At 71.6% G+C, this 22,366-nt stretch carries 16 protein-coding genes; 5 read left to right on the forward strand and 11 right to left on the reverse strand.

Translation table 11 applies throughout. From position 1 onward, the window contains the following. Positions 1–233: 233 nt before the first annotated feature. The 5 genes from ffh to ACF088_RS00550 all read right to left on the reverse strand — a co-directional run bounded on the left by ffh (position 234) and on the right by ACF088_RS00550 (position 8,166). Entirely contained in the window at positions 234–1,790 is a 1,557-nt protein-coding gene (gene ffh, locus ACF088_RS00530) for a signal recognition particle protein (protein WP_392373135.1), read from the reverse strand. A 118-nt stretch (positions 1,791–1,908) separates the two neighbouring features. Then, the gene (locus ACF088_RS00535) at positions 1,909–4,473 is read right to left on the reverse strand and encodes a [protein-PII] uridylyltransferase (protein WP_392373137.1); all 2,565 of its coding nucleotides are present in this window, start codon (positions 4,471–4,473) and stop codon (positions 1,909–1,911) included. 174 nt (positions 4,474–4,647) lie between these two features. Then, positions 4,648–4,986: a P-II family nitrogen regulator gene (locus ACF088_RS00540; protein ID WP_088800278.1), complete on the reverse strand. Its 339-nt coding sequence runs from the start codon at positions 4,984–4,986 to the stop codon at positions 4,648–4,650. Further along, complete coding sequence (locus ACF088_RS00545) at positions 4,983–6,323, reverse strand: ammonium transporter (protein WP_392373138.1); 1,341 nt, start codon at positions 6,321–6,323, stop codon at positions 4,983–4,985. Before ACF088_RS00545 ends, ACF088_RS00540 begins: the two co-directional genes overlap by 4 nt. 370 nt (positions 6,324–6,693) lie before the next feature. Further along, a complete protein-coding gene (locus ACF088_RS00550) occupies positions 6,694–8,166 on the reverse strand; it encodes a hypothetical protein (RefSeq protein ID WP_392373140.1) in 1,473 nt (490 codons plus the stop codon). A 501-nt stretch (positions 8,167–8,667) separates the two neighbouring features. Here ACF088_RS00550 and ACF088_RS00555 point away from each other — a divergent pair. After that, entirely contained in the window at positions 8,668–9,336 is a 669-nt protein-coding gene (locus tag ACF088_RS00555; RefSeq protein WP_392373142.1) for a bifunctional DNA primase/polymerase, read from the forward strand. Between the two features lie 168 nt (positions 9,337–9,504). Here the strand turns inward: ACF088_RS00555 and ftsY are convergent, their stop codons facing one another. Further along, entirely contained in the window at positions 9,505–10,734 is a 1,230-nt protein-coding gene (gene ftsY / locus ACF088_RS00560; RefSeq protein ID WP_392373144.1) for a signal recognition particle-docking protein FtsY, read from the reverse strand. Between the two features lie 30 nt (positions 10,735–10,764). Between ftsY and ACF088_RS00565 the strand changes: the two genes are divergently transcribed. From ACF088_RS00565 to ACF088_RS00575, 3 genes are all read left to right on the forward strand, one after another. Next, a complete protein-coding gene (locus tag ACF088_RS00565) occupies positions 10,765–10,998 on the forward strand; it encodes a hypothetical protein (protein WP_392373146.1) in 234 nt (77 codons plus the stop codon). Between the two features lie 185 nt (positions 10,999–11,183). Then, on the forward strand, positions 11,184–12,662 hold the full coding sequence (locus tag ACF088_RS00570; RefSeq protein WP_392373147.1) for a purine-cytosine permease family protein: 1,479 nt from the start codon (positions 11,184–11,186) through the stop codon (positions 12,660–12,662). 101 nt (positions 12,663–12,763) lie between these two features. After that, positions 12,764–13,777: an LLM class flavin-dependent oxidoreductase gene (locus ACF088_RS00575; RefSeq protein WP_392373149.1), complete on the forward strand. Its 1,014-nt coding sequence runs from the start codon at positions 12,764–12,766 to the stop codon at positions 13,775–13,777. Between the two features lie 15 nt (positions 13,778–13,792). On the opposite strand, the gene ACF088_RS00580 is transcribed toward ACF088_RS00575, so the two are convergent. The 5 genes from ACF088_RS00580 to ACF088_RS00600 form a co-directional block, all read right to left on the reverse strand. Then, positions 13,793–14,095: a cupin domain-containing protein gene (locus tag ACF088_RS00580; RefSeq protein ID WP_392373150.1), complete on the reverse strand. Its 303-nt coding sequence runs from the start codon at positions 14,093–14,095 to the stop codon at positions 13,793–13,795. 406 nt (positions 14,096–14,501) lie between these two features. Next, positions 14,502–15,920 (reverse strand): sugar porter family MFS transporter, encoded by a 1,419-nt coding sequence (locus ACF088_RS00585; protein WP_392373152.1) that lies wholly within the window; start codon positions 15,918–15,920, stop codon positions 14,502–14,504. Between the two features lie 310 nt (positions 15,921–16,230). After that, a complete protein-coding gene (locus ACF088_RS00590) occupies positions 16,231–20,082 on the reverse strand; it encodes an AAA family ATPase (protein ID WP_392373154.1) in 3,852 nt (1,283 codons plus the stop codon). 301 nt (positions 20,083–20,383) lie between these two features. Next, positions 20,384–20,587 carry a hypothetical protein gene (locus ACF088_RS00595; protein ID WP_006602857.1) on the reverse strand — a complete coding sequence of 68 codons (204 nt, stop codon included), beginning with the start codon at positions 20,585–20,587 and terminating at the stop codon, positions 20,384–20,386. A 383-nt stretch (positions 20,588–20,970) separates the two neighbouring features. Next, positions 20,971–21,252, reverse strand: coding sequence for an acylphosphatase (locus ACF088_RS00600; RefSeq protein ID WP_328384315.1), 282 nt, complete (start codon positions 21,250–21,252; stop codon positions 20,971–20,973). 179 nt (positions 21,253–21,431) lie between these two features. Between ACF088_RS00600 and ACF088_RS00605 the strand changes: the two genes are divergently transcribed. Beyond that, positions 21,432–22,361, forward strand: coding sequence for a CAP domain-containing protein (locus ACF088_RS00605; RefSeq protein WP_392373156.1), 930 nt, complete (start codon positions 21,432–21,434; stop codon positions 22,359–22,361). Positions 22,362–22,366 lie beyond the last annotated feature (5 nt).

Raw genomic sequence — 22,366 nt, forward strand, 5'->3', positions numbered from 1 at the left:
ACGGGGCGTTACGACCCGTGGGGCGGCCGGTCCGGGGGCGATGAGGCGGGGCCGCGGGGCCGGTGCCCCCACGGAGGGCAGGTGCCTCCACGGAGGGCAGGTGCCTCCACGGAGGGCCGGTGCCCCCACGGAGGGCAGGTGCCCGCCCCCCGTACGCCGGACACGGCAGAGCCCCCGACCACCCATGGCGGCCGGGGGCTCGTCAGCCGAAGCTGCGGGAGGCGCGGGAGGGCTCAGCCCATGAACTTCTTGAACTCCTCGGGGAGTTCGAAGTTCTGCGGTTCCTGGTCACCCTGCGGCAGACCCAGCGGATTGCCGGACTGGGCGGCCTCCCGGCGCGCCGCCGCGGCCTCTTCCTCGGCCTTGCGCTTCATCGGGTTACCGCTCTTGCGCTTGCCCTTGGCCTGCTTGACCTGCTTCTTCTTGCGGGCCCCACCGCCCATGCCAGGCATCCCCGGCATGCCGGGCATCCCGGGCATGCCGCCGCCCTGGGCCATCTTGGACATCATCTTGCGGGCGTCGAAGAACCGCTCGACCAGGCCCTTGACCGCGCTGACGTCGACACCGGAACCCTTGGCGATACGGGCCCGGCGCGAGCCGTTGATGATCGTCGGCTCCTGGCGCTCGGCCGGGGTCATCGACTTGATGATGGCGGCCGTGCGGTCGACCTCGCGCTCGTCGAGGTTGTTGATCTGGTCCTTCATCTGCCCCATGCCGGGCAGCATGCCGAGCAGCTTGGAGATGGAGCCCATCTTGCGGACCTGCTCCATCTGGGCCAGGAAGTCGTCGAGGGTGAACTCCTTGGGGCCCTTCGCCAGCTTGGCCGCCATCTTCTCGGCTTCGTCCTGGCTGAAGGTCTGCTCGGCCTTCTCGATCAGGCTGAGCATGTCACCCATGCCGAGGATGCGGGACGCCATGCGGTCCGGGTGGAACGCGTCGAAGTCGTCCAGCTTCTCGCCGTTGGAGGCGAACATGATCTGCTTGCCGGTGACGTGCGCGACGGACAGCGCGGCACCACCGCGGGCGTCACCGTCGAGCTTGGAGAGCACCACGCCGTCGAAGCCGACGCCGTCGCGGAACGCCTCGGCGGTGTTGACCGCGTCCTGACCGATCATCGCGTCGACGACGAAGAGGACCTCGTCGGGGCTGACCGCATCGCGGATGTCCGCGGCCTGCTGCATCAGCTCCTGGTCGATGCCCAGACGGCCGGCGGTGTCGACGATGACGACGTCGTGCTGCTTGGTGCGCGCGTACTCGATCGAGTCCTTGGCCACCTGGACCGGGTCGCCGACGCCGTTGCCCGGCTGGGGGCCGTAGAAGGCGACCTCCGCGCGCTCCGAGACGACCTGGAGCTGGTTGACGGCGTTGGGCCGCTGGAGGTCACAGGCGACCAGCAGCGGGGCGTGGCCCTGCGTCTTGAGCCAGCGGCCGAGCTTTCCGGCGAGGGTGGTCTTACCGGCACCCTGTAGACCGGCCAGCATGATCACGGTCGGGGGCGTCTTGGCGAGCCGCAGCCGGCGGGTCTCGCCGCCGAGGATGCCGACGAGCTCCTCGTTGACGATCTTGATGACCTGCTGGGCGGGGTTCAGCGCCTGGGAGACCTCGGAGCCGGTGGCACGCTCCTTGACCTGCTTGATGAAGGCGCGGACGACGGGGAGGGCGACATCGGCCTCGAGCAGCGCGATACGGATCTCGCGCGCCGTGGCATCGATGTCCGCCTCGCTCAGGCGGCCCTTGCCCCGGAGGTTTTTGAAAGTACTCGCCAAGCGGTCGGAAAGCGTATCGAACACGGCGGTCGTCGATCCTCGGGGTCGGGGGCGGGGTTCAGTCGGGTTCCAGGGTATCGGGCTGCGCAAGCGAACCGGTCCGGCCCTGCTCCCTGCCGGTCCCTGCCCCGCGCCCCGGCCGCTACTGCAGAGCGCGCTCCACGGCCGCCGCCACCTCATGGGCCGCGCCGTCGGACAGGGGCTCCCCGTCCGCCCCCGTGACATAGAACGCATCCACCGCGTTCGCGCCCAGGGTGCTGATGTGGGCGCTGCGGACGGCGACACCGGCCTTCTCCAGGGCGCGGCCGATGCGGTGCAGCAGACCGTGTGCGTCCTGGGCGCGGACCTCGATGACGGTCGCGGTCCGGGAGCTGCCGGTGACCACGGTGACCCGTGGCGGCGGGGCGAGCACGGCACGTGCGCGGCGGGCGTAGGCGCGTTCGCGCTCGGCGAGGCGGGCGGGGATGTCGAGGGAGCCGTCCAGGGCGCGGACCAGGTCGGCGCGCAGCCGGTCGGCGCGCGGCAGGGAGCCGTATTCCGCGGCCACCCGCCAGCGCAGCAGCAGGACCGGGCCGTCGTCGACGGGGTCGAGCAGCAGCAGGTCGGCGGCGCGGACGGTGAGCCGGTGCAGGGCCAGCACACCGGCCGCGGCGGGCAGGACGCCCGGAGTGCCCGCCGGGCTCGTCGACGGGCGGCGGCCGGGCGACCGGTGGGCGGGTACGGCGATGAGCAGTTCCACACCGACCGGTTCCCGGTCGGGCGGTGCGGACCCGTCCCCGGTTCCGGTGGCGGGTTCGGAGCGGGCGTGCAGCGCCAGGACCGGGCCGCCGGTGCGCCGGGCCTCGATCGCCAGCCGCTCCTGCTCCGCGGTCGGCTCGTCGGCGTCGCGTGCGTCCGTACGGGGCTCCCCCGCGAGCCGCGCGGTGACCCGTTTGACCAGGTCGGCGACGAGTCCACCGCGCCAGGCGCTCCAGGCGGCGGGCCCGGTGGCCAGGGCATCGGCCTCGGTCAGCGCGTGCAGCAGCTCCAGGGTGCCGGTGCTGCCGACCGCCTCGGCGACCGCACCCACGGTCGCCGGATCGTCCAGATCGCGCCGGGTGGCGGTCTCGACGAGCAGCAGATGGTGCCGTACCAGGGTGGCGATCACCGCGGTGTCGCGGGCACCGAAGCCGAGCCGGGCCGCCACATCGCGGGCGATGGTCTCACCGGCCACCGAGTGGTCACCGGGCCAGCCCTTGCCGATGTCGTGCAGCAGGGCGGCGATCAGCAGCAGGTCGGGGCGGTGCACCCGGCGGGTGAGCGCGGACGCCCGTACGGCGGTCTCGATGAGATGGCGGTCCACGGTCCAGGTGTGGACGGGGTTGCGCTGGGGGCGGCATCGGACGCGTTCCCAGTCGGGCAGCAGCCGCGTGATGATGCCCTCGGCCTCCAGTGCCTCCCATACGGGGACGGTGTGGGTGCCCGCGCCCAGCAGCGTCACCAGCAGCTCACGGGCCTCGGCGGGCCAGGGCACGGGCAGCGGCCGGGTGGTGGTGGCCGCGCTGCACCGGCGGATCGAGTGGGTGGCCAGCGGCAGCCCGGCCTGGGCGGCCGCGGCCGCGGCGCGCAGGACCAGCACCGGGTCCCGCTCGGGGCGTGCGGTACGGGCCAGCACCACCTCGCCGTCGAGTTCGACGACGCCTTCGGCGAGCGGTGAGCGCTCGCCCTTGCCCGCGGTACGGCCGTGCAGCAGGCCGCGCAGCATGGGCTTGACGGAGCGGGCGCGCAGCACCCGGCCGACCTCCCGCCAGGTGACATCGGCGGCGTAGGAGATGGTGCGGGCGGATTCGTAGGTCTGCCGCAGCAGGGCGTCCGCGTCGAGCATGCCAAGGGCGCCGGCGACCTGGTCCTGTTCCTGGAGGGAGAGCCGGTCGGTGGCGCGGCCGGTCGTCAGATGGAGCGCGTCGCGGGTGTCCAGCAGACGGGTGCGGGCGGCTTCCAGACCGTCGCGCGGGGCATCGGCGAGCCAGGAGGCGGCGACCGCACGGAGCGCGGTGGCGTCCCGCAGCCCGCCCCTGGCCTCCTTGAGGTCGGGTTCGAGCAGGTACTGGAGTTCGCCCTGCCGCTCGGCGCGCTCCTGGCACAGGTCGTGGAGTTCCGGGAGCCGCTTGGGGGCGCTCTCGCGCCAGTCGGCGTAGGCGGTGGTGCGCAGCGCGCCGGTCAGTTCCGTATCGCCGGCCAGGTGGCGGGCGTCGAGCAGGCCCAGTTGCACCTTCAGGTCGTCGCGGGCCGCTTTCCGGGCCTCGGCGGGGGTGCGTACGGAGTGGTCGAGGGCCAGACCGAGGTCCCAGACGGGGTACCAGAGGCGGTCGGCGAGCGCGGCGAGGTCGCCGCGGTCGGCGCGGCCGTCGTGCAGCAGAAGCAGGTCGAGATCGCTGCGCGGGGAGAGTTCGCCGCGGCCGTAGCCGCCGACGGCGACCAGGGCGGTCCCGGACAGGCCGGCGGCGGTGGCGTGCCGGTGCAGCAGGCCGGCCAGCCAGTCGTCGGTCATCCGGGCGAGGGCGGCGCGGCGGTCGGGTCCGATGGCCGCCTCGTCCTGGAGGAGCCGCAGCCGGGCCGCCGGGTAGCCGCCTTCCGGGGCGGGCGCGGGCTCCTGCGCGGGACCCGGTGTTCCGTCCGGCCCTGCCGTTTCCTCCGGCCCTGCCGTTTCCTCGATGCTCTCCGCCACCTCGCGCGCTCCTCGGTCGTGTGGTCCCCCGCGGTCACCGTCTTCCCCGTACGGCCCTCGGGCACCTTCAGTCTGGGCCGCCGCGGGGCGGGCTGCCATCCGCCGCCCGGGATCCGCTCCGGCCCCGGCGGCGGATGCCGGTGGGGCCGGAGCCGCGCCACGGCGGCGGTGGCGTCACAGTGCGTCCGGTCCCCGCTCCCCGGTCCGCACCCGTACCGCGTCGTCGACCGGGATGCTCCAGACCTTCCCGTCGCCGATCTTGCCGGTGCGCGCCGCCTTGACGACGACGTCCATCAGCTCCTCGGCGTCGGCGTCCTCGACCAGCACCTCCACGCGGATCTTGGGCACCAGGTCGACGGTGTACTCGGCGCCGCGGTACACCTCCGTGTGCCCGCGCTGCCTGCCGTAGCCACTGGCTTCGGTGAGCGTCAGACCGTGCACACCGAAGGCCTGCAGGGCGTCCTTCACCTCGTCCAGCCGGTGCGGCTTGATTACTGCCGTAATGAGCTTCACGCGTCCACCTTCTTCGTCAGAGCCTCGCCGAGTGCCGGTCCCTTACGGCCGACCGTGCCACCGCCCGCGCCGGCGAAGTCGTACGCGGTCTCCGCGTGTGCGGCCTGGTCGATGCCGGCGACCTCCTCGTCCTCGTCGACCCGGAAGCCCATCACCAGGTCGATGGCCTTGGCAAGGACGTAGGAGACGACCAGGGAGTACAGCAGCACGCAGACCACACCGACGGCCTGCCGGCCGAGCTGGTCGAGGCCGCCGCCGTAGAACAGGCCCTTGGCCTTGCTCTGCACCCCGCCGGTGGCGAAGAAGCCGATCAGCAGCGAGCCGACGACACCGCCGACGAGGTGGACGCCGATGACGTCCAGGGAGTCGTCGTAGCCGAACTTGTACTTGAGGTTGACGGCCATGGCGCACAGCACGCCGGCGATCACACCGACCGCGATGGCGCCGAGCGGGCTGACCGCGCCGCAGGCCGGGGTGATCGCGACGAGTCCGGCGACCGCGCCGGAGGCCGCGCCGAGCGTGGTGAACGAGCCGTGCCGGAGCTTTTCGTACGCCAGCCAGCCGAGCATCGCGGCGGCGGTGGCGACCTGGGTGTTGACGAAGGCGACCGCGCCGATGCCGTCGTCGTTGCCGAGCCAGGAGCCGGCGTTGAAACCGAACCAGCCGAACCACAGCAGTCCGGCGCCGAGCATCACCAGGGGCAGGCTGTGCGGCCGCATCGGGTCCTTCTTGAAGCCGATGCGCTTGCCGACGACGAGGAGCACGCCGAGCGCCGCGGCGCCGGCGTTGATGTGCACCGCGGTGCCGCCCGCGAAGTCGATGACCTTCAGCTCGAAGAGCCAGCCGCCCTCGCCCCAGACCCAGTGGGCGACGGGGAAGTACACCACGGTGACCCACAGGGCGATGAACAGCGCCCAGGCCGTGAATTTCACCCGGTCGGCGAGCGCACCGCTGATCAGCGCGGGCGTGATGACCGCGAACATCAGCTGGAAGACCGCGAAGACATAGACCGGAATGCTGCTGGCGCCCCACAGCTCGGTGAGGCCGATGTGGCTGAGGCCGGCGAAGTTGCCGTTCCAGCCGATGAAGCCGCCCTTGTCGGTGCCGAATGCGAGCCCGAAGCCGTACAGGACCCACAGGATCGTGACGATGCCCAGGCTGATGAAGCTCATCATCAGCATGTTGAGCACGCTCTTGACCCGGACCATGCCGCCGTAGAAGAAGGCGAGCCCGGGGGTCATGATCATCACCAGGGCGGAGCAGATCAGCATGAACCCGGTGTTCGCCGGGCTGAGCGTCACCTTGTCTGCTGCAAGCGTCAGGATGCCTGGGGGCATCGGCGTCTCCTCGTCGTCGATGCGGCCCGTGCGGGCGTGTTTCTGGTGGGCCGGCTTCGCGATGAGGTTGTCGCAGCGTGGTTTCGGCCAAACCTTGCCGGTGTTTCACCACAGTGACGAAGAAGGCCGGCGTGTTACGCCCCGGTGAACTGCCAGATCAGCTCCAGAACAGCCCCACATCCCCCGTTCAACCCACCGAAACCACCGCTTGAGCACCCCCCACGGCGCCCAACCACCTCCGCGAAAGCGGCGCCGGATTAGGCGCAAAGGGAGGCCCGGCCGCGGCTGCCGCCCGCGTGACCTGGCATGGGGGAGCCGAGTCGGGCTGTACGGGGCGGCGGCCGCGGCCGGAGTTCGGGGAGGCGTGCCGTCAGACGGCCGCCGCTGATTCGGGGAGCTGGCGGGTGAGCTCGTCGCTGAGCCGGATCACCTCGGCGACCTCGCCGAATTCCCGCGCCGCGGTGTCCACGGTCTTGCGCAGCCGGGTGTTGACCCGTTCCGAGCGGACCTGCCGGGCGAACGGGATCGCCTGCTGCGCCATCGCCGCGCAGGCCTCCGGCTCCTTCTGCAGCAGATGCACGGTGGCCATCCCGATCAGGTTGAGCGCATACGAACGCTGGTGCTCGGGGTCCTGGCCGAACAGCTCCACGGCACGCTCCATGACGGGCTCGGCGAGCGAGGCGTAGGTGGGGCTGCGGCCTGCGACATAGGCGAGATCGCGGTAGGAGTGGGCGTTCTCGGCATTCAGCTCGGCCTCGGAGAAGAAGCGGATCCAGTCCGGTTCGGGCTCGCCGGGCAGCACGTCGGAGAAGGTGTCCTCGGCCATCCGGACGGCCCGCTTGACCTTGCTGGGCTGGCCCATTCCGGCGTAGGCGCGGGCCTCCATCGCATACAACATGGCCTGGGTGCGCGGGGTGGCCGTTTCGCGGCTGCCGTACTGGGCCAGATGGATGAGCTCCAGTGCGTCGTCGGGCCGGCTGAGGTGGATCATCTGCCGGCTCATGCTGGAGAGGATGTACGAGCCCAGGGGCCGGTCGCCGGCCTCCTTGGACGCGTGCAGGGCCAGCACGAAGTATTTCTGGGCGGTGGGCTGCAGCCCGATGTCGTAACTCATCCAGCCGGCCAGTTCGGCGAGTTCGGCGGCGACCTTGAACAGCCGCTTGGACACCGCCGCGGGCTGCGGCTCCTGGAGGAGATCGGTGACCTCGTGAAGCTGGCCGACCACGGCCTTGCGCCGCAGCCCGCCGCCGCACTGCGCGTCCCACTGCCGGAACATCGCGGTCGTCGACTCCAGCAGGTCCAGCTCCGGCTTGGACAGCCGCGCGTGCCGGCGGGCACGGTCGGGCTCCGCCACGTCGCCCTGGCCCGCGGGCACCGGGACCAGCCAGCGCTGCATCGGCTCGATGAGGCTGGGGCCGGCGGCGAGGGCGAGGGAGGTGCCGAGGAAGCCGCGGCGGGCCAGCATCAGGTCGCTGCGCGAGAACTCACTGATGAGGCTGACCGTTTGGGCCCCGGCCCAGGGCAGGTCCACGCCGGAGACGGACGGGGACTGGTGCGCGGAGCGCAGCCCCAGCTCCTCGATGCCGACCACGCAGCCGAAGCGCTCGGAGAACAGCTCGGACAGGATCCGCGGGATGGGCTCGCGCGGCTGCTCGCCGTCGAGCCAGCGGCGGACCCGGGAGGTGTCCGTGCTGATGTGGTGCGCGCCCATCTGGCGTGCCCGGCGGTTGACCTGCCGCGCCAGCTCCCCCTTGGACCAGCCGCTGCGCATGAACCACGAACCCAGCTGTGCGTTGGGTTGTTTGGCGGCGTCGGTGCCGCCACTGCCGCCGTTGCCTCCCACTGGAAGCCCCCATCCCGATTGCTGCCTTGATGTCTGGTACCTGGTGCCCGGTGTCCGGAGCCTGCTGCGAACCCTCCACAGCCTGACGCCTGTTGCGACGCCTGTCCGGGGTACATCTACCCGACCACGGATTCCGGCCACACCTTTTGGCCTGTGCCCCACCGGTGGTTGCCACCGGCATACCCGTGCGAATGATGCCTCTTCGGGGTTCGTGCACCGAAAGTAATCCTACGATCACCCCTCGCGCGAGGGCGATTGCGGAAACGCCACCATTCGCCACCCCTTCGTATGAACTCCCGGACAGGCTCCCGCGATTGACTTGACACAGGTCGAGCAGGGCCGGGCGGAGCGAAGCGCGCCAGGGCTCGCGCGGCACACCGCACCACCCGGCACACCACGTCACACCACCGGCACCACGAGCCGGCGACGGAGCGTGAAGGGCACGACGTCGTCAACCCGCCGACTCGTAACCACTGGCACGCACCACCCGTTGGAGGGGGCATGGGCTTCACGATCGGCGGCATCCGAGAGATGCGTTCCAGCTCCCGGCGCCGCGCCCGCTCGACCGACATCACGGCGGCGGCGGAGTACACCGGGCTGTGGGGGTGGGATGTCGTCCCCGGCGCCCGGGCGGTACGCGCGGGCAGCGGCCGTACGGACTGCTCGTGCGGCGCCGCGGACTGCCCCGCTCCCGGCGCCCATCCGCTGGCCTTCGCCGCGGAGCTGACGGCCGGGGCCACCTGGGAGACGGCCGCCGCGGCCTGGGCGGAGACACCGGGCGCCGCGCTCTTACTCCCGGTGGGCCGGTCGTTCGACATCCTCGACGTGCCCGAGGCCGCGGGGCGCAACGCCCTGGCGCGCCTGGAGCGGATGGGCCTGCCGCTCGGCCCGGCCGCGGTGACCCCGACCGGCCGGGCGCTGTTCTTCGTCGCGCCCGGCGCGGCGAAGGAGCTCCCCGACCTGCTCTACCGGATGGGCTGGGACGACGCCACCCTCGATCTGCGCTCCCTGGGCCCCGGCGACCACATCACCGCGCCGCCCTCCGACCTCGGCGGCCACGGCCCGGTGCGCTGGCTGCGCCCGCCGACGCTGGACACCGCGGGCCGGCCGCCGCAGGCGCGGCTGGTGGTGGGCACCCTGGCGTATGCGTGCCACCGCTCGGCGGTGTGAGTCCGGGCGTTCGCTCCCGCCTCCCCGGCCGTGCGGCGCACGGGCCGCGACGCCGCGTTTGCGCCCGGGAGGCCCGGGGCCCGGGGGGCCACGACGCCGGCCCCCGGTACCCGCCGTGTGCGGGTCCGGGGGCCGATGACCCTACGGGCGTGGCGCCCGGCGGCGGCCTCAGTCGATCAGGGCGTCGACGAAGGCCTCCGGCTCGAACGGCGCCAGGTCGTCCGCGCCCTCGCCCAGGCCGACGAGCTTGACGGGGACGCCGAGCTCGCGCTGGACGGCGACGATGATGCCGCCCTTGGCGGTGCCGTCGAGCTTGGTGAGCACCACCCCGGTGATGTCCACGACCTCGGCGAACACCCGGGCCTGGACCAGGCCGTTCTGGCCGGTGGTGGCGTCCAGGACGAGCAGCACCTCGCCGACCGGGCCGTGCTTCTCGACGACCCGCTTGACCTTGCCGAGCTCGTCCATCAGCCCGGTCTTGGTGTGCAGCCGGCCCGCGGTGTCGATCAGCACGACATCGGCGGCCTCGGCGATGCCTTCCTTCACCGCGTCGAAGGCGATCGAGGCGGGGTCGCCGCCCTCGGGCCCGCGGACCGTACGGGCACCGACCCGCTCGCCCCACGTCTGCAGCTGGTCGGCGGCCGCGGCGCGGAAGGTGTCGGCGGCGCCGAGGACCACGGACTTGCCGTCGGCGACCAGGACACGGGCGAGCTTGCCGGTGGTGGTGGTCTTGCCGGTGCCGTTGACGCCGACGACCATGACGACACCGGGGATCTCGTCGCCGCCCGTGCCGATGCCATTGGCGGTGTGCACGGTGCGGTCGGCGTCCGTGCCGATGAGGGTGAGGAGCTCCTCGCGCAGCAGGGTGCGCAGGCCCTCGGGGGTGCGGGTGCCGAGGACCTTGACCCGCTCGCGCAGCCGCTCGACCAGCTCCTGGGTGGGCGCGACACCGACGTCGGCGGTCAGCAGGGTGTCCTCGATCTCCTCCCAGGTCTCCTCGTCGAGGTGTTCGCGGGACAGCAGGGTCAGCAGGCCCTTGCCCAGGGTGTTCTGGGAGCGGGAGAGCCGGGCGCGCAGCCGGACCAGCCGTCCCGCGGTGGGCTCGGGGACCTCGATCTCGGGCGCGGCGGGCGCCTCGGGCTCGGCGGCCGGTGCTTCGGCCACGGGGGCCTCGGCAGTGGGCAGCGTGACTTCTTCGATGGTGCGACGCTCTTCGTCGCGGGGGGTCTCGGCCTCCTCGCCGACCTGCGGTTCGGCGGGGGGCGCGGTAACGGAGGGCTTCGGGGCAGCCGGCGGGGACGGCGGCAGCCGCTTCTTCTTGCGGCCGCTGACGACGAGCCCGCTGATCGCGCCGAGCACGACCACGGCGATGACTACGGCAAGGATGACGGTTTCCATAACTCCTCCAGTATCAGCCACGCCCCGCCCGTGGGGGCCGCACGCGCCGAAGCCACGGCCGGCCGGAACCGCACGCTGCGGGAGGGGCCGGAGGGGTTCGCCGAGGAGCGCGAGCGGGCCCGCAACCAGACCGGGCTCTCCTCCTCGGCCGATGACTCGCAGGAGCTGCCGCGCCGGGCCGGCCACCGGGTGGGCCGGCGGCAGCACGTACGCCTCCCGCCTGATCAGAAGTGCTCGACTGGACCGTTCGACAAAGGTGGGTGACACTCGTTCTCGTCGTGGGGTCCAACGGAACGAATCGGTGGAAGTTGGATCAAAGTACGATGGTGGGCGGCCGCGCAACGCGCGTAGAGTCCTGGCAACCAATTCTGGCCAGGCACCACAGCCGCTGCCTGCACCTCCTCTTCCCGGGGGTGCCTCCAGATCCCCGCACGGAGATACCTGCACCAATGGGCACCACCACCTCCGCTTCCGCAACCGAAGGCGCCGTCGAGACCCGCGGCATCGAGCCCGTTCCCGACCACGAACGCCAGGGCCGCGTCCGCGAGCTCTTCCCGACCTGGGTCGCCGCCAACATCAGCGTGTTGTTGCTCACCATGGGCGCCTCGCTCGTGGTCAACAACGGGCTGAACTTCTGGCAGGTCCTGCTGGTGGCCGCGATCGCCGCCGCCGTCGCGTTCGGCATGGTGGGCGTGCTGTCGGTCTCCGGCAAGTGGGGCGGTGCCCCCGGCGCGATGCTCTCCCGGGCCGCGTTCGGCGTCCGCGGCAACTACTTCCCCGGCGCGATCCTGTGGGTCGCCCGCTTCGGCTGGGAAACGATCAACGCGGTCACCGGCGCCTACGCGGTGCTGACCGTGCTGCATCTGCTCCTGGGCGTCGAGAGCAACCACGTCCTGGTCGTCGTCACCCTGCTCGCGTTCGTGGCCGTCACCTACCTGGTGAGCGGCCTGGGCCGCAAGGCACTCAACGTCTGCAACAAGTACTCGACGTATCTGTTCGGCCTGTTCAGCATCATGGTGCTGGTCTACCTGGTCGCCACGATGGACTGGGACGCCATCTTCGCCAAGAAGGCCGGCACCACCGCCATGGTGATCGCGGGCATCGGCACCATCGCGGCCGGCGGTATCAGCTGGGTGCCCACCGGTCCCGACTTCGCGCGCTACCTCCCGCACTCCGCGTCCGGCAAGAAGATCGTCGGCACCACCGTCTCCGGCGCGGCCCTGGTGCTGCTGCCGATGGTGCTGATGGGCGGCGTGATGGCCGTCTCCAACCCGAAGCTGGCCGGCCAGAACACCGACCCGATGTCGTTCCTCGGCACCATCCTCCCGTCCTGGCTCGCGGTGCCCTACCTGGTCACCGCTCTGGTCGGGATGGTGCTGATCAACAGCCTGTCGATGTACTCCGCGGGCTTCACCGCCCAGACCATGGGCGTCAAGCTGCCGCGTGCGCTCGCGGTCAGCATCAATGCCGTCATCAGCCTGGTCGGCGGCCTGTTCATGATGCTGGTGGCCAAGGACTTCATCGGCCAGTTCATCGCCTTCCTGACGCTGCTCGCGGTCTCCTTCTCCGCCTGGATCGGCGTGTACGGCGTCGATATGGCCCGGCGGCGCAAGCTGGCGGTGCGCTATGACGCCGACAGCCTGATGAACACCGGCCGCACCAGCCGCTACTGGTACACCGGCGGCTTCTGCTGGCAGGCCATGACGGCCTGGGCGGTCGCGCTCGGCGCGGGGCTGTGCTTCACCAAGGTCCAGTGGTTCACCGGCCCGCTGGCCACCACCTGGATCGGCGAGAACGGCCTGGGCTGGGCGGCCACGATCGCGATCGCCGCGATCGCCTTCGCCGTACTTCCGGCGCCCCGGGAGTCCGTCCCGGCGGCCGGGGCCGGCGAGGCGGCCGAGGCCCGGCAGCCTGCCGAGGTGGGCTGACCCGGCCACCGCCCCGCGGACCGGAACCCCCCTCTAGTGATCTGACGCACCGTCAACTAACGTCCCCTTCGCCAACCACCTCGGCGAAGGGGACGTTTGCCATGTCCGCCCTGTCCGCCCTGTCCGCTCGGCCTGTCACGGTCCTGCGCATCAACCTCGTCGACCCCGCGCCCACCCCCGCCACGCTCTCCGCCCGCTACCGGGCCGCCGTCGAGATGGCCGCGTTCGCCGACGACCGCGGCCTCACCATGGTCCAGACCGAGGAGCACCACGCGACCACCAACGGCTGGATGCCCTCGCCGCTCACCTTCGCGGGCGCCGTCTTCGGCGCCACCCGCCGTATCGGCGTCACCGTCTCCGCGCTGATCACCCCGCTGCACGACCCGCTGCGGCTGGCCGAGGACCTCGCCTCGCTCGACCTCCTCAGCGGCGGCCGGCTGGTCACCGTCGCCGGTCTCGGCTACCGGCCCGAGGAGTACGCGGCGCACGGGAAGGACTGGCGGGGCCGTGGCGCGCTCCAGGACGAGGTGCTGGAGGCCCTGCTGTCCGCCTGGACCGGTGAACCGTTCGCCTACCGGGGGCGCACGGTCCAGGTCACTCCCCGCCCGTACACCCGGCCGCATCCACTGCTGCTGATCGGCGGCAGCTCACGGGCCGCCGCCCGGCGCGCGGCCCGCCTGGGGCTCCCCCTCTTCCCCAGCGCCCACCTCCCGGAGCTGGAGGCCTACTACCACGAGCAGCGCACCGCCTTCGGCACCGAAGGCTGGGTGATGCAGCCGCCCGAACGGACCTCGCTCCTCCACCTCTCCGAGGACCCGGACCGCACCTGGGCCGCGTACGGGGGCCATCTGCTGCACGAGGCCCGGATGTACGCCTCCTGGCAGTCCGGCGGCATCCGCTCCGCGGTGCGCTCGTCGGCCCGGGACGTCGCGGCGCTGCGCGAGGAGGGCGTCCACCGCATCGTCACCCCGGACGAGTGCCTCCGGCTCGCCCGGCAGGCGGGCGCCCAGGGCTCGCTGATCCTGCATCCGCTGTGCGGCGGGATGCCCGTCGACGAGGGATGGCGCTCGCTGCATCTGTTCGCCGAGCAGGTGTTGCCGCACCTCAAGGACTGACGGCCGGGGGCGGGTTCAGCCCTCCGGACAGAAGACGAAGAGGGTGCAGCCCGCCGCCGACCGCGGCACGTGCCAGGAGCCGGTCGGCGCATGGAGGAAGGATCCGGCCGGGTGGTCCCGGTCACCGTCATTGAAGGTGCCCGAGACCACGAAAACCTCCTCGGGCCCGGGTGCGTGTACGTCAATGCCCTCCCAGCGGCTGCCCGCAGCCATCTCCAGCACCTGGGCCTTCGCCCCGTTGCCGCCGGTCCACAGCGGCCTGCTCCGGATGCCGGGGAACAGCTCCTTGACCGGGGCGTCGTCCACCGCGGTCCACACGTAGCCCGCGGTCCCGCCGACGCCCCCGGTACCCCGTCCTGCCCAGCCCGCCGCCCGTCGCCGACCGGGTCCGCGGCCCGGTCCGCGGCAGGGCGCGCGGCCCGGTCCGCGGCCGTCCCCGCGGCCGTCTCCGGATCGCTCGTGTCTGCCTCACTCATGTCTCCACCCTCGCCGGACGGGAGGCACTCCCCCAGTGTCAGAAATGACCTCCTGAGGTACTTTCCTGCCATGGCAGGATCGCCGCGGCTCGACCCGCAGCGGGCGTTCCGTACGGCAGAAGGCACACCGTGGGACGGCGGCAGCCCGTGAGGCGGCACCGCGCACGGGGCACAAAAAACGGGTACTGCCCGGGGTCCCTGATGACCCGGGGCAGTACCCAGTACTGAGGAGACGGACTGGCGGGGGGTTAGCCCATCTCCTCCAACGCCTTGCCCTTGGTCTCCTTGACGTACTTCAGCACGAAGGGGATCGAGAGCAGAGCGAAGACTGCGTAGATGACGTACGTACCCGAGAGGTTCCAGTCCGAAAGGCTCGGGAAGCTGGCCGTGATGGCCCAGTTGGCGATCCACTGCGCGGAGGCGGCGACGCCCAGCGCGGCGGCGCGGATCTTGTTCGGGAACATCTCACCGAGGAAGACCCAGACCACGACGCCCCAGGAGAGGGCGAAGAAGAGCACGAAGACATGGGCGGCGATCAGGGCCACGGTGCCTTCGGTGGCCGGCAGGGTGCCGGCCGCGGTCTTGGCGGAGAAGGCCCACGCCTCCAGGCCGAGCGCGATGGCCATACCGGCCGAGCCGACCAGTGCCAGCGGGCGGCGGCCGATCTTGTCGACGAAGATCATCGCGATCACGGTGCCGATGATGTTGATGATCGACGTCGTGAAGCTGTAGAAGAACGAGGCGCTCGGGTCGATGCCGACGGACTGCCACAGCGCCGAGGAGTAGTAGAACGCGACGTTGATACCGACCAGCTGCTGGAAGACCGACAGTCCGATGCCGACCCAGACGATCGGCAGGAAGCCGAACTTGCTGCCGAGCAGATCCTTGAACGACGGCTTGTGCTCGCGGCGCATCGCGTCCTCGATCTCCGCGACCCGCTTGTCGAGGTCCACGGTCTTGCCCTCGACCTCGGCGAGCACCTCCTTGGCCCGGGAGACCTTGCCGGCGGAGATCAGGTACCGCGGCGACTCGGGGATCGCGAAGGAGAGCAGACCGTAGAGGATGGCCGGGATGACCATCACGCCGAGCATCCACTGCCAGGCCTCCAGGCCGGCGATCACGCCGCGCTGCTTGCCGTCGGCGAGATTGAGGATGCCCCAGTTGACGAGCTGGGAGATGGCGATGCCGATGACGATCGCGGCCTGCTGGAACGAGCCGAGACGGCCGCGGTAGGCGGACGGCGAGACCTCGGCGATATAGGCCGGGCCGATGACCGAGGCCATACCGATGGCGAAGCCGCCGATGATCCGCCAGAAGGCGAGGTCCCAGAGGGCGAACGGAAGAGCGGAGCCGACGGCGCTGATGGTGAACAGCACCGAGGCGATCTGCATCACGCGGATACGGCCTATGCGGTCCGCGATCCGGCCCGCGGTGGCGGCGCCGATGGCACAGCCGATCAGCGCGATGGCGATCACCTGGGCGAGTACTGCGGAACCGACCTCGTAGCGGCCACGGATCGCCTCGACGGCACCGTTGATGACAGAGCTGTCATAGCCGAAGAGAAAGCCGCCCATCGCGGCAGCCGCGGTGATGAAGATGACATGGCCGAGATGCTCGGGATGGGCCTTGCGGCCTTCCGAACCCGTCGGCTGCGCGATGCTGGTCAACGTGAACTCCAGTGGCCCGGCTGCGCTGCCGGGTTAGGGGGCTGGCCCTACAAGTGGTGCATAGGTTGGGGGTACCCACCACTTGAAGGTAAAAGCAACGTTGCAGAGACTATGCCTTCAAGTTTCGAAGTCAATAGGCCGAGATGAATTTGTTTCTCGGTCACCCGAGAGGCAGTTCGTTCAAGTTCTGAACTGATGCAGCGTCGGACACTCCGGGCGATCAAAGAGGGCTCGTGGAGCGCCACGACAGACGCCGATTCCGGTCGATATCGCCCGCGGCCGCTGCGGGCCCGCCCCGCCGCTCCCGCGCTCAGTGCAGCCGCTGGCTGATGACCTTGGATACACCGTCGCCCTGCATCGATACCCCGTAGAGGGCGTCCGCGACCTCCATCGTCCGCTTCTGATGCGTGATCACGATCAACTGGGAGCTCTCCTGCAGCTCTTCCATGATCCCGATCAGCCGCTGCAGATTGGTGTCGTCCAGGGCGGCCTCCACCTCGTCCATCACATAGAACGGGCTGGGCCGCGCCTTGAAGATCGACACCAGCAGCGCCACCGCGGTCAGCGAGCGCTCACCACCGGACAGCAGCGACAGCCGCTTGACCTTCTTCCCCGGAGGGCGCGCCTCCACATCCACCCCGGTCGCCAGCATGTCGTCCGGATCGGTCAGCACCAACCGTCCCTCGCCGCCCGGGAAAAGCCGCGCGAAGACGCCCTCGAACTCGCGCGCGGTGTCGTGGTAGGCCTCGGTGAAGACCTGCTCCACCCGCTCGTCGACCTCCTTGACCACCTGCATCAGATCGGCGCGGGTCTTCTTCAAGTCTTCAAGCTGTTCGCTGAGGAACTTGTGCCGCTCCTCCAACGCGGCGAACTCCTCCAATGCCAGCGGATTCACCTTCCCGAGCTGCTGATACGCCCGCTCGGCCGCTCTGAGCCGTTTTTCCTGCTCGGCCCGTACATAGGGCACCGGCTGGTGGCGCGGATGCTCCGGATCGTCCGGGAGCACCTCGCCGTCGGCGGCCGGCGACGGCGGGACGAGTTGCCCGGGGCCGTACTCGGACATCAGCCCGGCCGGCTCCACCCCCAGCTCCTCCAGCGCCTTGGTCTCCAGCTGCTCGATCCGCAGCCGCTTCTCCGCGCCCAGCACCTCGCCGCGGTGCATCGAGTCCGTCAGCTTGTCCAGCTCGGTCTTCAGTTCCCGGCCCTGGTTGCGCTCGGCCACCAGCGCCTGCTCCCGCTCGGCCTTGGCCCGCTCCGCCGCGCCCCGCTCCTCCTCGGCCCGTACGGCCGACACCTCGGCATGGGCCAGCAACTGCCGGGCGCCGGCGGCGACCGCCCCGGCCACCTGCGCCTCGTGCCGCAGCCGTGCGCGCCGCCGCTCGGCCCGCACCCGCGCCTCGCGTTCGGCGCGCGCCCCCCGGTCCAGCGCATCCGCCCGCCCGGCGAGCGCCTTCACCCGTTCCTCGTGCGTCCGCGCCTGGAGCCGGGCCTCCATCTCGGTCTGCCGCGCATTGGCACCGTCGGCGGCCAGCCGGTCCCGCACGGCGGTATCGGGCTCCTCGTCGCCGACGCCCGGCTCCTCCTCGGCCACCGCAAGGCGCTCGGCCAGCTCCTCGGCCTCCTCGGTGGCCCGCGCCAGCGCCTCCTCGGCCTTGGCCGCCGCCGCGTCGCACCGCTCGGCCTCCCCCGCGGCCGCCCGCGCCTGCCCGCCGAGCCGGCCGAGGTCCCCGGCGACCTTCGACTTCTCCCGGTCCGCCGCCCGCCACCGCTCGGCCAGCTCCTCCACCAGCGCGGCACCCTCCGTACGGCGTTCCGTCGCGGCCCGCTGCGCCTGTGCCAACTCCTCGCAGCGCGCTGCCAGCTCCTCCAGCTCGGCGGCCGCCTCGTCGACGGACGCCTGTACCTCCAGCAGGCTCGGCGCACCGGCGGAGCCGCCGTGCGCGAAATGCGCCCCGAGCAGATCGCCCTCACCGGTCACCGCCGTCAGCTCCGGCCGCGCGGCCACCAGCTCCTCGGCGTCCTCCAGCGTCCCGACCACCACGACGTCCCGTAGCAGCCGGGCCACGGCGGCCGTCAACTCCGCGGGTCCCCGTACCAGTTCATCCGCCGGTACGGGCTCGGACCGGGCCCCGGGGAGCCGGGCCCCGGCGGACCCGGGTCCGCCCGGCGCCCCGGCCGCCGCGCCCCCACCGACCGCCACGGCTCCTTCGGCCCTGCCGACCCCGCTCGACGCCGGCACCCGAACGGACTCAACGGTCTCAGCCGCCTCAGCGATCTCAGTGGCCTCATCCGTCTCCGGGACGTCCAGGGCATCCAGGGCACCCGCGACATCCGGGGCCCCACCGACCTCCGCAGTCGCCACCGCCCCCACGGCCTCCACCGCGTCCACGGCCTCCGCAGCCCGCGCGGGAGCAGGCACCCGCCCCGCACCCTGCCGACCCCCGCTTCCTCCCAGCACCATCGCCGCCCGCCCCGCGTCCTGTTTGCGCAGCAGCCGGATGGCCTCGGCAGCGGTGCCCGGGCCGGTGACGGCGAGGGCGTCCGCGGCCACACCGAGCGCGGCCGCCACCGGGATCTCGAAACCGGGGGCGACGGTCAGCAGTTCCGCCGCCGGACCGAGCAGGCCGGTGAGCTGGTCGGCGGCGGCGAGCAGCGCGCCGGTGCCGTCCTTGCGGCGCAGCCCGAGCGCCAGTGCGTCATGCCGTGCGGCGGTCGCGGCCCGTTCGCGCTCGGCCGTGGTCAGCGCCTCACGCGCGGCGGACAGCGCGGACTCCGCCTCCGCCAGTTCGTGGCGGGCCCTCTCGTGCCGCTCACCGATCTCCTCGTCGTCCGCGGCCAGCCCGTCGACCTCGGCCTTGAGCTGCTCGTACTCCTCCTGGGCGGTGGCCGCCCGGCGCCGGGCGTCGTCCCTGGCCTCGGCCAGCCGGCCGATCTCCGCCTGCGCCGAGGCGGCCCGGCCGCGGGCGGCGGTGACCTGTCCGCTCAGCCGGGCCAGGCCCTCGCGGCGGTCGGCGATGGCCCGGGCCACATCCCGCAGCCGCCGCTCTTCGTCCGCCAACTGCCGCTCCAGTCCGGCACGGTGTTCGACGGTGTCCTCCAGCGCCCGGCTCGCCGCCTCCAGGGCGGCCGTCAACTCCGCCTCCTGCTCGCGGATCCGGGCCGCCTCGCGCTCCATGTCCTCGGGGTCACGCCCGTGCCGTTCCTCCGGTGGGGCCGCCGAGGTGCTCTTGACCCGTGCCTCGGCCAGCGAGATCGTGCCGCGCACCCGCTCCGCGAGCTGGGAGAGCTCATGCCAGGTCTGCTGGGCGCGCTGCACCCGCGGCGTCAGGGTGCGCACCTCCTCCTCCAGCGCCGCCTCGTGCTGCTGGGCGGTGCGCAGCCGGTCCTCGGCGGCCTGCTTGCGCTCCTTCAGCGCCGCCTCGTCCGCGATCTCGGCATGCAGCGCCCGGCGCAGGGCGACGAGGTCGTCGGCGAGCAGCCGCAGCCGGGCGTCGCGCAGGTCCGCCTGGATGACGGCGGCGCGCCGGGCGACCGCGGCCTGCCGCCCCAGCGGCTTGAGCTGGCGCCGCAGCTCATCGGTCAGATCCTGGACGCGGGCGAGGTTGGCCTTCATCGCGTCCAGCTTCCGCAGCGCCTTTTCCTTGCGCTTGCGGTGCTTGAGGACACCGGCCGCTTCCTCGATGAAGGCCCGGCGCCCCATCGGGTCGGCATGCAGGACGGAGTCGAGCTGCCCCTGCCCGACGATGACGTGCATCTCCCGGCCGATACCGGAATCGGAGAGCAATTCCTGGATATCCAGCAGTCGGCAGGTGTCCCCGTTGATCTGGTATTCGCTGCCGCCGTTGCGGAACATGATCCGGGTCAGGGTGACTTCGGCGTATTCGATCGGCAGTGCACCGTCGGAGTTGTCGACGGTGAGCGAGACCTCGGCACGGCCGAGCGGCGGCCGCCCGGTCGTCCCGGCGAAGATGACGTCCTCCATCTTCCCGCCGCGCAGCGACTTGGCTCCCTGCTCGCCCATGACCCAGGACAGCGCGTCCACCACATTGGACTTGCCGGAGCCGTTCGGGCCCACGACGCAGGTGATGCCCGGCTCGAAGCGCAGCGTCGTGGCGGAGGCGAAGGACTTGAAACCTCGCAGGGTCAGACTCTTGAGATGCACGCCGTGGGACTCTACCGGCCACCCCTCGGGGGACGACCCCCAACATTCCGGCGCCGATCACCCGCCCCGTACGGCCCCCGGGTATACCGCACCGTTCATTTTCGGTTTCATTGCCGAAAGCGCAGGGCACATCATGCGGTAAGGGAGGGGCGGCACGGCTGAAGTGGCCGCAAGGTCCGAATAGGCCGGGAAGCGAAAGAGCCGGAAACGACGAAGGGACGCCGAAGCGTCCCTTGCAGATCTTGAACAGAGCGGTGCCTCAAGCGGCTGGCGAGCAGCCCTACCGGCCCTGAGGTTGGGGTCAGGTGAGCGCGGGCTCCGCCTGGGGTACGTCGATGTCGAGCATCGAGTCGTCGCGACGTGCGGCAGCGGACAGCATGTCGTTTTCGGCCTGCATCCGAATAAGTTCGGATTCAAGGTCTTGGACGCGCTGCTGAAGCCGTCGCATCTCGGAGAGGACTCGGGGGTCGGAGCCGCCGACGTAACCGAGAAGCGCCTTTGCCATGATGGATGGTCCTCCACAATGAGTGACCGACCGAAGCGGTGTGGGTCGTGAGGGATTCGCACCCGCGGTGCTTGTCATTCTCTGCGTGTACTCAATGCCAAACAGCTAAGGTGCGCGGGGATTCCAGAGTCTCACCAAACGGTTTGACGGTCAACACGATCACACCCCGTATCCTCGGGCACCTGAGAGTGCGCGGCCGCGAGGGCGCTGCGCCGACTCCCCAGAAAGGTCCCGCGGGGGCGTAGAGATCATCCGTACAGCGGCAGCCTTGCACGGGTCGGCCGGATTGGCAACCACCAGGCCTTATCTCCTGTGAGCAGCTGACAAAGACGCATCCGCAAGGTCGCCCGTGACGGCCGTACGGACGGTTTCGGCGGGCCCGCTCAGCGGATTTCGAAGCCGTCGTAACCGCCGCGGGGCGTGTCCCATATCTCAGTGACTCCGTCGACCCGCCCGGGCGTGTCTCCGGTACGGAGCCAGTCCAGCAATGCATCGCAGTGATCCTTCGGACCCTCGGCGACCACCTGGACGCGGCCGTCACCGAGATTGACTGCAAATCCGGCGAGTTCGCCGATGCGAAGGGCGTTGGCCCGGGTGAACCAACGGAACCCGACGCCTTGGACCTGACCACGCACCCAGGCGGTCACACGGACATCTTCGTTCATGTGTGCACGTTAACTGGCCAATTGCTCAGCAGTCACTTCTGCCTCTTGCACCATGGCGTACAGTCCCCCGACAAGCGGGACTCACCCTTATGGGTGAGCCCTCTTGACGCAAGGAAGGCTGTGCGGCGGTAGCCGCTCCAGCGGAGCCGGTGCTTGCACCGGGGGAAGGACGACAACGGATGGGCCGCCATCGACGCTCTGCTCCCCCAGCCCCCGAAGCCTCCGGTCCGGGGCCTGTTGACGCACCGCCGGCAGCACGCCCCGGCCCGTCGGCCGCGTCCCTGCGCCGCGGACACCGCGCGGCCCCGCGCCGCGGGCGGGCACCCGTACGCACCGGACTGCTCGGCGCCTCCGCGGCGATGGCCATGGGAGCCGTGGCCGTCGCCTCCGGACTGATCCCCGGTCACGGCCGGTTCGACGGAGGGACGGACGGCGTCCAGGACCGCGTCCGGGCCGGCGCGCTGCCGGAGGCCACCGAGGCGCTGGGCGGCGGGTCGGGGCCCCCGCCGGACCGTGCCACGGAACAGGCCGGCCGCGGCGGCGCCCGCCCCACGGCCCCCGGCACCGACCGCCCCTCCTCCCCCACCACCCCCTCGACATCCCCCTCTCCGCACCGGCCGGCCACCTCCCCCACCGGGAAGACCGACACCCCCCGGTCCACCGCGCCCGCCGACCGGCCGTCCTCGCCAGCGCCCCTACGCAGCGCGGATCCGTCGAAGGCCGCCGATACCCAGTCGTCCGCCGAGGCCCGGGTCCTCTCGCTGGTCAATCAGGAGCGCGCCCAGGCCGGCTGCTCCCCCGTCACGGCGGACACGGAATTGGCGGGGCTCGCACAGCGGTTCAGTGACGACATGGCCCGGCGTGGCTTCTTCGACCACACCGACCCGGACGGCGACACCCCCTGGGACCGTGCCCGCGCCGCCGGCATCAGCGACCTGGGCGGCGAGAACATAGCCCGCGGCCAGGCCACCGCCCAGGCCGTGATGGATTCCTGGATGAACAGCCCCGGCCACCGCGCCAACATCCTCAACTGCGATTACAAGACCCTCGGCGTCGGCGCCCATGTCGGACCGGGCGGCCCGTGGTGGACGCAGGATTTCGGCTTCTGAGCCGG

The sequence above is a fragment of the Streptomyces sp. NPDC015125 genome (assembly GCF_043080045.1).
Classification (GTDB): Bacteria; Actinomycetota; Actinomycetes; order Streptomycetales; family Streptomycetaceae; genus Streptomyces.

Bases quoted from the DNA above. Each gene is read 5' to 3' on its own strand.
- ACF088_RS00600 (WP_328384315.1), bottom strand. From the start codon at position 21,252: ATGAACGAAGATGTCCGTGTGACCGCCTGGGTGCGTGGTCAGGTCCAA.
- ACF088_RS00570 (WP_392373147.1), top strand. From the start codon at position 11,184: ATGGGCACCACCACCTCCGCTTCCGCAACCGAAGGCGCCGTCGAGACC.
- ACF088_RS00545 (WP_392373138.1), bottom strand. From the start codon at position 6,323: ATGCCCCCAGGCATCCTGACGCTTGCAGCAGACAAGGTGACGCTCAGC.
- ftsY (WP_392373144.1), bottom strand. From the start codon at position 10,734: ATGGAAACCGTCATCCTTGCCGTAGTCATCGCCGTGGTCGTGCTCGGC.
- ACF088_RS00575 (WP_392373149.1), top strand. From the start codon at position 12,764: ATGTCCGCCCTGTCCGCCCTGTCCGCTCGGCCTGTCACGGTCCTGCGC.
- ACF088_RS00605 (WP_392373156.1), top strand. From the start codon at position 21,432: ATGGGCCGCCATCGACGCTCTGCTCCCCCAGCCCCCGAAGCCTCCGGT.
- ACF088_RS00555 (WP_392373142.1), top strand. From the start codon at position 8,668: ATGGGCTTCACGATCGGCGGCATCCGAGAGATGCGTTCCAGCTCCCGG.
- ACF088_RS00595 (WP_006602857.1), bottom strand. From the start codon at position 20,587: ATGGCAAAGGCGCTTCTCGGTTACGTCGGCGGCTCCGACCCCCGAGTC.